The organism is Actinobacillus porcitonsillarum, from assembly GCF_003101015.1.
Lineage (GTDB): Bacteria > Pseudomonadota > Gammaproteobacteria > Enterobacterales > Pasteurellaceae > Haemophilus_A > Haemophilus_A porcitonsillarum.
Genome location: NZ_CP029206.1, coordinates 1174938 through 1187358 on the forward strand (window position 1 = coordinate 1174938; position 12421 = coordinate 1187358).

Below are 12421 nucleotides of genomic sequence, written 5' to 3' on the forward strand. Positions count from 1 at the left end.
CTTCACATGAGCGAAATAGCATTAACCGTAAGCCTGTTATCCTTAGTTGCCGTTATTGGTCTATGGATAGGGCATATAAAAGTAAGGGGGGTAAGCCTAGGCATAGGCGGTGTATTATTTGGAGGGATTTTTGTTTCTCATATTATGGGCGAATATGGCATTAAACTAGACGCTCATACCCTACATTTTATTCAAGAATTCGGGCTCATTTTGTTTGTTTATACCATAGGCATTCAAGTTGGGCCCGGTTTTTTTGCTTCGTTAAGACAATCAGGACTAAAACTTAATGGCTTTGCTTTGCTTATTGTCGGGATAAGTGGCGTATTGGTTGGCTTGCTACATAAACTTTTTGATATCCCTTTGCCCGTTATTTTGGGCATTTTCTCCGGAGCGGTCACCAATACTCCCTCTCTCGGTGCAGGGCAGCAACTTTTAGCGGAGCTCGGCGCTGATACTGCCGTTATGGGCATGGGGTATGCCATTGCTTACCCGTTTGGTATCGTGGGGATTTTACTCTCGATGTGGTTAGTCCGTATCTTGTTTAAAATCAATGTAGATAAAGAAGCAACACGTTTTGAAAGCGAAACACACAGCAAAAAAGAGGGGCTCAGTACATTAAATGTACGTGTTACCAATCCTAATTTAAATGGATTGCTTTTAAAAGAATTACCCGATTTTGAGCTACATGATGTTGTTTACTCCCGTATAAAAAGGGAAGAAACATTATTTGTCCCTAAAGTGGATACGATGATTCAAATTGGCGATGTGCTACATCTTGTGGGAGAGCCTGCAACATTACATAAAATGCAACTGATTTTAGGCGAAGAGGCACATATTTCCCTTTCAACCAAAGGTACTATGTATCGAACAGAGAGGGCAGTTGTCACGAATGAAAAAGTCTTTGGTAAGCAAATTCGCCAATTAATGTTAAAAGGCAAGTATGATGTTGTTATTTCTCGCCTAAACCGAGCGGGTGTCGAACTCGTGCCAAACGGCGAAATGGTCTTACAATTTGGTGATGTGCTCAATTTAGTCGGGCGACAAGAAGATATCGAAGCTGTGATGTCAATCATTGGGAATGCCAAACAAAAACTACAACAAGTCCAAATGCTCCCTATTTTTATCGGCATAGGATTAGGTGTTCTCCTTGGTTCTGTACCGATTTATTTACCCGGCTTCCCGGTTGCCTTAAAGCTAGGCTTAGCCGGTGGGCCTTTAGTTGTCGCTTTAATTTTGGCGAGAATAGGCAGCTTTGGTAAACTCTATTGGTTTATGCCACCAAGTGCAAACCTTGCTTTACGCGAAATTGGCATTGTCCTGTTCTTGTCTGTTGTAGGTTGGAAAGCTGGAGATCATTTCTTTAGTACATTATTAAGTAATGAAGGGCTTGAGTGGATTGGCTATGGGGCAATCATTACATTTGTGCCATTAATGATTACAGCCGTCATTGCTCGTATTTACGGGAAACTGAATTATTTAACGCTATGTGGGTTATTAGCCGGTTCAATGACCGACCCTCCTGCACTAGCTTTTGCCAACACCCTCAAAGAAGACAGCGGAGCGGCGGCGCTTTCCTATGCGACAGTCTATCCTTTAGTGATGTTTTGTCGGATCATATTGCCGCAAATTTTAGCGATTTTGCTTTGGACAGTGGGCTAAGTACTTGAGTTATAAGCGGTTAGATTTGTTTTGTGAATAACAAATCTAACTGCTTGTTTTTATTTCAATAATTTAGCCAACGCTTGCGATTTTCGTTCGATTTCTTGCCATTCAGAAAGCGGTTCGGAATCTTGTACGATGCCCGCACCAGCATAAAGGGTTACTTGATTTTGTTTAATTTGGGCAGAGCGGAGAGTAACGCAAAATTCAGCTTCGTTTTCTCCCCAAATCCCAAGCGTACCGGCATACCACCCACGTGTGAAAGGTTCATTTTCAGCGATAAACTGCTTCGCTTTCGCGCGAGGCAAACCGGCAACGGCGGCTGTTGGGTGAATACGAATTAAACATTCACTATCCGAAATTGTTGGTTTTAAAACTGCCTGAATTTTGCGGCGTAGATGTTGCACATTGTGCAGACGTTTGATCTCAGCCTTGCCGATCTCAATGTGCTCAACGCAATCTTCAAGATGACGAGTAATGTCGTCCACTACTAACTGATTTTCATAGACATTTTTCGTATCATTTAAAAGCCATTGGGCATTTTGTTCCGTCTGATCTAAATCTTCCGTCACGGCAACGGTACCGGCCAAGGCTTCCGTATAGAGATTTCTGGCTTGACGTAAATATAATCGTTCTGGCGTTGAGCCGACAAAGACGGTTTCGCTATTTTCTGCCCATAAGAAATGGTAACAACCTAAGTTAATTTTTTGGCTTTGTTCTAATAATTCATAAGCGGAAATCGGTTTATCAAAAGTTAAGCAAATCGCATTTGCCAGCACGACTTTACTAAAGTTTTGTGCTTGAATTTCATTGATTGCTTTATTGATATTTGTTTGCCAGCCTTCAAAATCACAAGCGGTTTTACGATCAATAAGTTTGTTTGCAAGAGGTTTATGTGCAAAAGAGCTATTTGAAAGCGGTGCTAAGTCATTTTGTTGCGCCTCAAATGTTGCAAAATAATCGTCAAAATTAACCGCTTGAGAGGTTTCAGTGGATAAATCAAGATAAAAATAAGCGGTAAGATTTTGTTGCTCTTTTACCAATTTTAGGCGAGGTAATACAAAGCAACATTCGCCTTCAAATTGTAATCCACCGATGAGGGGGAAGCCTGTCTGTTGAATAAAGGCTTGTGCCGTTTCTAATTGCTGAAAGGTTTTTACTGCCCCGAGCGTTATGACGGTTTGATCACGATCTCGATTTTTGAGGAAAAAATGCGGATAGATGTTTTTTTGTGCATTTAAGCCAGCTAAAAAGGCAACATTCTCATCAGATACGCAAACAGAGGCTTGAATTTCTATCAATCCTTGTAGAGATACTTGTTTGGCAAACTGTTCGCTAAGTTGTTGTTTTAATTGACTAAAAATTGACATAATCCGCATTTCTAAAAAATTAAAAAGTTATTTTTAAAAAAGGTCATTATTTTAGCCTATTTCCCCTTTTTTTTCCTCTAAAATCGGAGTAAAGTTCAACAATTCGTTAATAAAATGATAACAGGAAGAAAAAATGGAACGTTTCCCGAAGTCCGATAAATTAGCACAAGTTCGCTATGATATTCGTGGACCTATTCATAAAGAAGCCCTCCGTCTTGAAGAAGAGGGGAATAAAATTTTAAAGTTAAACATTGGTAACCCAGCCCCTTTTGGTTTTGAAGCACCTGATGAAATTTTAGTTGATGTTATTCGTAATTTACCAACGGCACAGGGTTATTGCGACTCAAAAGGTTTATATTCGGCACGTAAAGCGATTGTGCAATACTATCAGTCTAAAGGAATGCGTGGTATGGACGTCAATGATGTCTATATTGGTAACGGTGTTTCAGAACTGATTACGATGTCAATGCAAGCCTTATTAAATGAAGGCGATGAGATCTTAATCCCAATGCCGGATTATCCACTTTGGACCGCGGCGGCAACCCTAGCAGGCGGTAAAGCGGTACATTATCTTTGTGATGAAGAAAATGAGTGGTTCCCAGATGTAGAAGACATCAAAGCAAAAATTACGCCAAGAACCAAAGCAATTTTAGTCATCAACCCGAATAACCCTACGGGAGCAGTATATAGCCGTGCAGTGTTATTAGAAATTGCGGAATTGGCACGTAAACATAATTTAATGATCTTTGCCGATGAAATTTACGAGAAGATTATTTACGATGGTGCGGTTCATCATCATATTGCGGCATTAGCACCGGATGTTTTAACCGTAACTTACAACGGTTTATCAAAAGCTTATCGTGTTGCAGGTTTCCGTCAAGGTTGGATGGTATTAAGTGGACCTAAAGCACAGGCAAAAGGCTTTATTGAAGGTTTAGATATGCTTTCTTCCATGCGTTTATGTGCAAATACGCCAATGCAGCACGCGATCCAAACCGCATTAGGTGGCTATCAAAGTATCAATGAATTTATTTTACCAGGTGGACGTTTACTTGAACAACGTAATAAAGCGTGGGAATTATTAGTACAAATTCCGGGGATCAGCTGTGTGAAGCCGAAAGGGGCGATGTATATGTTCCCGAAAATTGATACGGAAATGTATGGTATTAAAGATGATGCAAAATTTATTTACGATTTGCTTCAAGCGGAAAAAGTATTATTAGTGCAAGGCTCCGGCTTCAACTGGCATAAACCGGATCACTTCCGAGTGGTGACTTTACCTTATGTTCATCAGTTGGAAGAGGCAATCGGAAGATTGGCGAATTTCTTAAAAACATATCGTCAAGAGTAATCTCTTTTTTCATAAAAAGCCCTATATTGTCTTATAGGGCTTTACTTATTTTCTCATCATATTGATATGCTTGGTGTATTTTGTTCTCTACTGGCTTCACTGTTATTTGGTGGGCTTTACTATCTAGCGACTTGGCTACGCCCTTTGGAAGGGCAAGAGATCTTTGGATTTCGAATGTTGGTTACGTTGCCTTTTTTGTTTTTAGCGGTTTTTGTCCTTAAAAAACAGGCTGAATTTATCGCTTTTCTAAAACGGATCAGACAAGAACCTTACTTGATTTTGGTGCTGATTTTTACTGCCTTTTTTGTCGGGCTACAAATGTGGCTTTTCCTTTGGGCGCCGAATAGCGGTAGGGCAATTGAAGTATCTATCGGCTATTTATTGATGCCAATTATGATGGTTATTGCCGGAAAGTGGATATATAAAGAATATCTCTCGGTTTGGAAATGGATTGCCATTATTTTAGCCGGCATAGGCGTGTTAAGTAATGTCATTCAGACCGGTGCTTTTTCTTGGGCGAGTGCGGTGGTATTAACGGGGTTCCCATTTTATTTTATGGTGCGCCGAAAATTTAATATCGCTCATATTCATAGCTTTATTTTAGAAGTAACCATTTTAATACCGGCAGCACTTTATTTTATTTCTCCAGTCGATTTAAAACAGATTGAAACCGTTAATGAACATATTTACTTTGCCTTATTTCTGCTCGGTTTACTCAGCGGTGTTGCATTAATTTCGTACACAATGGCGAGTTATTTAGTCCCTTTTAATGTATTAGGGCTATTAGGTTATTTAGAACCGGTTGCAATGATGGCAATTTCATTTTTTATTGGCGAAACATTAAAGCCGGAAAGTTACATTTTGTTAATTTGCTTATCTTTTGCGATTTTATTTTTAATCATTGATGGGATCTTAAATATCCTTAAACAACAGAAAAAACGGAAGGCGAAGCAATGTTAAAAGGTATTCTCTGTTGTATGGGGGCAAACTTTCTTTTTGGCATAGGTTATTATTTTGCCATTTTACTACGCCCATTAAATGGCGAAAGTATGTTTGGCTATCGCATTTTTGTGCTAGCACCTTTTATTTTATTGGCGATATTTTTATTTAAACAGACGGGTAAATTCGCTGAACTTTGGCAAAAAATTAAGCAAAAACCACCGCTTGTATTTATTTTATTATTACTCGCATTGAATACAGGTGTTCAACTTTGGTTATTTCTTTGGGCACCTAATCACGGTCAAGCGTTAGAGGTTTCTATTGGTTACCTATTGCTCCCGATTACGGCAGTAACTTTAGGAAAAATTGTATTTAAAGAGCAGTTTACAAGGTTAAAATGGCTGGCGGTCTTTTTTGCCGTTATCGGCGTTTTTTCAAATGTATTGCTAAGCGGAACATTCTCTTGGGCAACGCTTGTTGCAGGGCTAGGGTATCCGATTTACATTACACTTCGCCGCTATTTTGGTATTAACCACCTTGCTTCTTTTTTTGTTGAGCTTATTTTGGTAATACCTTTTGCGCTTTATTTTATTTTGCAAACGGATATGCAACCGATTTTGGCAGAAAATAAATGGATCTATCATTTTCTTGCTTTATTTGGTTTGGTTAATGGTGCAGCATTTATTTTTTATATTGCCTCAAGTAATTTATTGCCCGTTAATGTATTAGGGCTTTTAGGTTATGTTGAGCCGCTTGTTATGTTATTTATTTCCTTTGCTATTGGTGAAGTTTTAGAAGCTAAATCATATTTATTGATGATTTGTTTAACCATTGCAATTTTATTATTAACCTTAGATAGTTTTAAGCAGAAGAAAAGAGGGAAATATGAATGATATTGTCAATTATTGGGGATTTTTAACCGCTTGCGTGTTATTAAATTTAACACCTGGCGCTGATACTATTTATATTTTAACCCGATCAATAGCCGAAGGAAGACAAGCAGGACTAATGTCTGCACTAGGGATTTTAACCGGCATATTCTTTCATATCTTAGCCGTATCTTTAGGATTAGCCGGCATAGTAGCTCATTCTCCAACATTGTTTGCAATTTTAAAATATGCAGGGGCAATCTATTTAGCCTATTTAGGCATAAAAATGTGGCGGACTTCTTTCCAGCTTGAGCGGATTGACTTAGATAAATTACCACTATGGAGAATTTATCGACAAGGGGTTATTACCAATATACTTAATCCAAAAGTGGTCTTGTTTTTTCTGGCATTATTGCCACAATTTGTGAGTAGCTCACTTGAAAATACATTTTTCCCTTTTTTCTTTTTGGGAATTACCTTTTTATCAACCACCTCTATTTGGGTTATTATTCTTGTTTTAGCCGCAGCACCTCTTGGAAATTTATTACGTCAAAATCCGATGGTAGGAAAATGGCTCAATAAAATTTGTGGCACGATTTTTATCGGATTAGCACTTAAAATCGGGTTAGAAAAATAAATGAAATTCGTCCGTGTGGCACTGCCAGTGCCGTTATACCGTTATTTTGATTACCTTTTACCCTCGACATTTTCTGTTTTGCAAGGGACAAGAGTTGTTGTGCCTTTTGGTAAGCAGAAAAAAGTTGGGATTGTGGTCGATTTTCCAAAACAGAGTGAGATTGCCCTTGAAAAATTAAAGCCGATTGAAGCGGTTTTAGATCAAGAAGCCATTTTTAATGAGGAAATGTGGCAACTGCTTTTATGGGCGGCTCGTTATTATCACGAACCGATTGGAGAGGTTCTCAATTCAGCACTGCCCGTAAAATTACGCAATGGCGAAGCGGCGGAGATTAGCGTACCTGATTATTTTGTGGTCAGCGAAAAAGGGCGTATGGCTTTACAACAAGGGGAATTAAAGCGAGCGAAAAAACAAGAAACGCTATTACAAGCGGTCATTTCTTTTGAATTTTTTACCAAACCGGTAGACTGCACGCCAGCAACCTGGAAAGCCCTATTAGATAAAGGCTTTATTCAAAAGCAAGCAACCTCTTACATTGCGCAAGATTGGCAAAAAAAGTTGCAAAATCAACCGCTTGTTAATCAAAGTAACCGCCTCGTACTGAATAAACAACAAACGCTTGTGGTTAGCCGATTGAATGCCCAAAAAGAGTTTGGCTGTTTTTTATTGAATGGCGTAACCGGCTCGGGGAAAACGGAAGTCTATCTACAATTTATTGAAGAGGTGTTGCAACGAGGTAAACAGGTTTTAGTTCTTGTGCCGGAAATCGGCTTAACACCTCAAACCATTCAACGCTTCCAAGCCCGTTTTAATGTTGAGATAGATGCTTTACATTCTCATCTTAATGAAACAGAACGCCTCAATGTATGGCTACGGGCAAAGTATGGCGAAAGTGCGATTGTTATCGGCACACGTTCAGCCTTATTTACCCAGTTTAAAGATCTCGGTGCGATTATTATTGATGAGGAGCACGATCCTTCTTTTAAACAGCAAGAAGGTTGGCGTTATCATGCTCGGGATCTAGCCGTCATCAGAGCGAAACACCTTGATATTCCGATTGTATTAGGTTCTGCAACGCCAAGTTTAGAAAGTGTCCAAAATGTGAAGAATGGCAAGTTTTTCCCTTTAACCCTTTCTGCTCGAGCAGGCAATGCGCAAAATGTGCAACAGCAAATCATTGATTTAAGAACACAACGAGTGAATGCCGGCTTATCTGAAAAGCTTCTGGCAATGATGAAAAAACATTTAGAGCAGGGTAATCAGGTCATGCTGTTTTTAAATCGGAGAGGATTTGCACCTGTACTGCTATGCCACGAATGTGGCTGGGTTTGCGAGTGCGAAGCCTGCGATAAGCCTTATACTTACCATCAAAAACAGCGTGTTTTACGTTGCCATCATTGTGCTTCACAACGGGTTATTCCTCGTCAGTGTGGGCATTGTGGTTCAACGCACCTACTTACTACTGGGCTTGGTACGGAGCAGTTAGAGCAGGTATTAAGTGAGCGTTTCCCAAGCTACCAAATTAGCCGTATCGACCGAGATTCAACGGCAAGAAAAGGGACATTAGAAAAGCATTTAACCGATATTCAACAAGGAAAAAGCCAAATTTTGATCGGCACGCAAATGCTGGCAAAAGGGCATCATTTTCCGAATGTAACCTTAGTTGCCATTGTAAATGTTGATTCCGCACTATTTTCTACCGATTTCCGTGCCGAAGAGCGATTAGCGCAGCTTTATTTGCAGGTTTCAGGCAGAGCAGGACGAGCGGAGAAACAGGGAGAAGTGGTGCTACAAACGCACTATCCGGAGCATCCATTACTGAAAACGTTGGTTGAACAAGGATACGAAGCCTTTTCTGAAGAAGCCTTATCGATCAGACGATTGATGACTTTACCGCCTTTTTCAGCACAAGTGCTTTTTAAAGCGACAGGGAAAAATAGCGAACAGACTCAACAATTTTTGCAGAGCCTGATGAGTTATTTAAAAGAAAAAGTGAATGAATTAGGCATTACCAATATGCAAATCTTACCGCCTTTTTCGGCACCTTTAGCGAAAAAAGCAGGGCATTACCGTTGGTTGCTTTTAATTCAACACGCTTCACGAGCTTCAATTCAGGCATTGATGAACGCCTTTGATCAAGAGCGCGATCAATATTGGAACCCTTCACAAATCCGCCTTGCGATTGATGTAGATCCGTTGGAGATTGGCTAGAAAGAAGGGACACATCGTGTCCCTTTTGTCATTTAGAATTTATAACTTACTGTTGCATTTACTTTACGTTCTGCACCGTAGTAACAGTAGAAATCACAAGCTGCGATATATTTACGGTTACCTACGTTATCCACGTTTACTTGAGCTGTCCAATTTGGCGTAATCGCATAACGAGCCATTAAATCCACCACTGTTGCTGACGGCACGCGGTAGTGCGAATAAGTATTCCATTGGCTTTTTGTAGTTACGCTATGACCTATATAACGAACTCCAGCTCCAATAGTTAAACCGTTCAATGCTCCGTTATTAAAGGTGTAAGCGGTTTTTGCAGAAACTACCGTTGTTGGAACATATTGATTGCGTACTTTCTCACCCATAGTTAAACCACGATTAACAACAGTATTCTGGCTGGTGACTTTAATTTCAGACTTAGTATAAGTATAGGCAAGTGTAGCATTCCAGTTCTCAGTAAGATTTACATCTGCTTGAACTTCAATGCCTTTTCGATACGTTGGGTCATCGCTACTTTCTGTAATACCTGTTCCTGTGTTAGAACCTACCAATGCCCCTGTATCTTTCGCACGGAAGCCGGCCACTGTGATCACGCCATCTAACCAAGTTGGTAAGTATTTCACACCCACTTCATATTGGCGTGTGATGTTCGGATCATACAAGGTTTGCGTACCGCTTAAGCCCACAGGTAAGTTGAAAGATTCGCTATAACTGAAATATGGGTTTAAGCCATACGGTGCTTCGTACATAAAGGAAGCAGAGTAAGAAGTATGGTTATCTTTTACCGTTTGGGTTGATGTATATTCATTTTGTTTCGCACGGTCGTGGCGAATGCCTAAGCCCAACACATATTTATCCGCAAAGCGTGATTGGTTTTGTAAATAGAAACCTAACTGGCGAGCTTTGATTGTTCTATGTGTTGCTCCAGCAATACTTTGAGCCTGATTCCAACCAACCTGTGGGTTGAAAATGTTAGTGTTAGTAGTCGCTCCAAAGCCCATTGAGTCATACATAGTATCTATTTTGTTATGGCGGTAGTCCGTACCTACAACAAGCGTATTCTTCAACCAATCATTTTTGAAATCCCAAGACAAATGATTGTCTGTGGCGTGTGAAATGGTTTTACCGTTGTTATAAATTAAACCACGAGCTACTGAACCTGTTGCATCAACTGATGTGAAGGCATAAGAACCACGGTGGAAGTTATCCGCATGAGCATAGCGATAACTTGAGTTTACTCGTAGACCGTTACCAAAATCGTGACTTAATTCATAACCGATAGAGTATTGTTTATTATGTTCACGATCGTTCACTGGGTCGCCAAGGTTGCTATTGCGATCAATGTAAGCTCCATTGGCAGATACAAGTGTTCCGTACGCTGGAAAGAAGTTATTACTCGGCGTGCCGTAATCTTTTTGATAGCTGGTTAATAAGCTTAAACGGGTTTTATCGGAAATATCCCACTCAATCGTTGGAGCTAAATAGAGAGTTTTATTATTGGTTTTATCCCATTCGCCATCTTCGTTGTTTAATGTCGCCACAACACGATAACGCAAACTTTCGTCATCAGTCATTTTACCAGTGTAATCCGCACCGAAACCATAGGTGTTATTTGTACCAAAATTCGTTTTGAATTCCCCTTTACCGATTTGGTCACGGTGTGCACGTTTGGTCACATAGTTAATTAAACCGCCCGATTGTGCTGCACCAAAAGTCATTGAGTCTGCACCTTTTGTTACTTCAACAGCTTCTAAACCAAAACTTTCTACATAAGGCGTAAAGAAGCCATAACTGAAGGTGGGTAAGCCGTTTACTGCTTGTGAAACTTCCGCACCACGCACACGGAACCAGTTTGTGTTGGTGTCGTTACCAAACACTTGGTTCGCAAAACCTGCTTGGTAGCGACCAATTTCATCGACTTTTTTCACGTCTTGTTTATCTAGCTCATCACGAGAAATGGCTATCGCTGATTTTGCTTGATGTACAGGTACTTCACCCATTTTATACATCGAGCCACCACCAACAACTGCAACTTCATCTAACGCTGCAACATCATTTTTTGTCGGCTCGTTTGCCATTGCATTACTTGCAATGGCAAGTAGTACTACTTGAGAAATTGTTGAATAAACAAATGTTTTTTTCATGCTGAATTTACAATCCAAGTGCAACAAAAAAAGAAGTACTCATCAACTAGAATATAATTTTGTTTCCACACAAAAACCACTTCCAAATGATGAGTACTTCCTACCGACATCTTACAATAAACGAGCGAGAAAAGATAATGATTTTACTCGCACAGGGCAAAAAACAAGCAGAAATTGCCAAAGCACTGGGACGTAGCTCCAGCACCATTTCTCGCGAGCTGAAACGACACGCTCTAGAAAGCTACAGTGCAACGAACGCACAAAACAGCTATTTGAAGCATCGTCAAAATAGCAAAGCACAGCGCAAATTAGAGCAGCCTGAATATTTCAATTTGGTGCAAGAAAAGTTTCTGACAGAAAACTGGTCGCCCGAACAAATCAGCGCACGATTAAAATTGGAAAAATCTGAATTATCCATTAGTTATTCAACCATTTATCGTGGTATTTATTCAGGGTTGTTTGATATAGGCGAACGCAAAGCCAGTCGCAAACTGCGCCACAAAGGCAAAACACGGCATACAAAAAATCATCATGAAAAACGTGGCAAAATTCAGATATCCAACCATTTGAACGACCGTCCCATTTCGGCGCAAAATCGCAGTCGCTTTGGACATTGGGAAGCCGATACCGTACTGGGTAAAGCGGGTGGAGCTTGTTTGCTGACGCTGACGGAACGCAAAAGTCGTTTTGAGTTGGTGAAGAAAATTCCTGCCAAAAAAGCCGAAGCAGTCCAAAAAGCCATGATTGAATTGCTGGATTCACATATATTGCGGTCAATTACGCCAGACCGTGGTAAAGAATTTGCCCAACATCGTTTGGTAACAGAAGCACTGGGTGTAGAATTTTACTTCCCCGAGCCGCATCAACCGTGGACACGGGGAACGAATGAAAATACAAATGGGTTACTTCGTGAATACTTTCCGAAGCACCAAGACATCAATCAGTGGAGCGAAGTTGATATTCAACAGGTGATCAATAAACTGAATTTACGACCACGTAAATGTTTAGGTTGGAAAACACCTTATGAAGTTTACTTCAAAAAATCGTTGCACTTGGTTTGACAATTCAAGATTTTATAAAAGTCCTCTAAGTTAAGATCTTATTGTAAAAAATAACGTAATAGTGATTGCACAAAACTATTTGTAGGGGCAAATTATATTTGCCCTCAACGCATTATCAGGACATTAGGGCAAATATAATTTGCCCCTACAAAAATAGATTTTATACTT

General features: G+C 40.0%; 9 protein-coding genes. 7 read left to right on the plus strand and 2 right to left on the minus strand.

Going from position 1 to position 12421, the window contains the following annotated elements:
- Window positions 1-6 precede the first annotated feature (6 nt).
- Complete coding sequence (locus DDU33_RS05825) at window positions 7-1659, plus strand: putative transporter (protein ID WP_005818867.1); 1653 nt, start codon at window positions 7-9, stop codon at window positions 1657-1659.
- Between the two features lie 59 nt (window positions 1660-1718).
- Here the strand turns inward: DDU33_RS05825 and DDU33_RS05830 are convergent, their stop codons facing one another.
- Window positions 1719-3029 carry an isochorismate synthase gene (locus tag DDU33_RS05830; RefSeq protein WP_108923695.1) on the minus strand — a complete coding sequence of 437 codons (1311 nt, stop codon included), beginning with the start codon at window positions 3027-3029 and terminating at the stop codon, window positions 1719-1721.
- Between the two features lie 133 nt (window positions 3030-3162).
- On the opposite strand from DDU33_RS05830, the gene DDU33_RS05835 reads away from it, so the two are divergent.
- The 5 genes from DDU33_RS05835 to priA all read left to right on the plus strand — a co-directional run bounded on the left by DDU33_RS05835 (window position 3163) and on the right by priA (window position 9036).
- Window positions 3163-4380, plus strand: coding sequence for a pyridoxal phosphate-dependent aminotransferase (locus tag DDU33_RS05835; RefSeq protein ID WP_108923697.1), 1218 nt, complete (start codon window positions 3163-3165; stop codon window positions 4378-4380).
- 66 nt (window positions 4381-4446) lie between these two features.
- Complete coding sequence (gene rarD, locus DDU33_RS05840) at window positions 4447-5340, plus strand: EamA family transporter RarD (RefSeq protein WP_108923699.1); 894 nt, start codon at window positions 4447-4449, stop codon at window positions 5338-5340.
- On the plus strand, window positions 5334-6212 hold the full coding sequence (gene rarD, locus DDU33_RS05845) for an EamA family transporter RarD (RefSeq protein ID WP_108923701.1): 879 nt from the start codon (window positions 5334-5336) through the stop codon (window positions 6210-6212). The genes rarD (DDU33_RS05840) and rarD (DDU33_RS05845) overlap by 7 nt, the downstream gene beginning before the upstream one ends.
- Window positions 6205-6825: a LysE family translocator gene (locus DDU33_RS05850; protein ID WP_108923703.1), complete on the plus strand. Its 621-nt coding sequence runs from the start codon at window positions 6205-6207 to the stop codon at window positions 6823-6825. The genes rarD (DDU33_RS05845) and DDU33_RS05850 overlap by 8 nt, the downstream gene beginning before the upstream one ends.
- Entirely contained in the window at window positions 6826-9036 is a 2211-nt protein-coding gene (priA, locus tag DDU33_RS05855; protein WP_108923705.1) for a primosomal protein N', read from the plus strand.
- A 32-nt stretch (window positions 9037-9068) separates the two neighbouring features.
- On the opposite strand, the gene DDU33_RS05860 is transcribed toward priA, so the two are convergent.
- The gene (locus DDU33_RS05860; RefSeq protein WP_108923707.1) at window positions 9069-11192 is read right to left on the minus strand and encodes a TonB-dependent siderophore receptor; all 2124 of its coding nucleotides are present in this window, start codon (window positions 11190-11192) and stop codon (window positions 9069-9071) included.
- A gap of 86 nt (window positions 11193-11278) precedes the next feature.
- Here DDU33_RS05860 and DDU33_RS05865 point away from each other — a divergent pair, with 86 nt between their 5' ends.
- Window positions 11279-12253: an IS30-like element ISApl1 family transposase gene (locus DDU33_RS05865; protein WP_012478345.1), complete on the plus strand. Its 975-nt coding sequence runs from the start codon at window positions 11279-11281 to the stop codon at window positions 12251-12253.
- The last annotated feature ends 168 nt before the right edge of the window (window positions 12254-12421 follow it).

Coding starts and splice junctions, on each gene's coding strand:
- DDU33_RS05825 (WP_005818867.1), top strand. CDS start 7: ATGAGCGAAATAGCATTAACCGTAAGCCTGTTATCCTTAGTTGCCGTT.
- DDU33_RS05830 (WP_108923695.1), bottom strand. CDS start 3,029: ATGTCAATTTTTAGTCAATTAAAACAACAACTTAGCGAACAGTTTGCC.
- DDU33_RS05835 (WP_108923697.1), top strand. CDS start 3,163: ATGGAACGTTTCCCGAAGTCCGATAAATTAGCACAAGTTCGCTATGAT.
- rarD (WP_108923699.1), top strand. CDS start 4,447: ATGCTTGGTGTATTTTGTTCTCTACTGGCTTCACTGTTATTTGGTGGG.
- rarD (WP_108923701.1), top strand. CDS start 5,334: ATGTTAAAAGGTATTCTCTGTTGTATGGGGGCAAACTTTCTTTTTGGC.
- DDU33_RS05850 (WP_108923703.1), top strand. CDS start 6,205: ATGAATGATATTGTCAATTATTGGGGATTTTTAACCGCTTGCGTGTTA.
- priA (WP_108923705.1), top strand. CDS start 6,826: ATGAAATTCGTCCGTGTGGCACTGCCAGTGCCGTTATACCGTTATTTT.
- DDU33_RS05860 (WP_108923707.1), bottom strand. CDS start 11,192: ATGAAAAAAACATTTGTTTATTCAACAATTTCTCAAGTAGTACTACTT.
- DDU33_RS05865 (WP_012478345.1), top strand. CDS start 11,279: ATGATGAGTACTTCCTACCGACATCTTACAATAAACGAGCGAGAAAAG.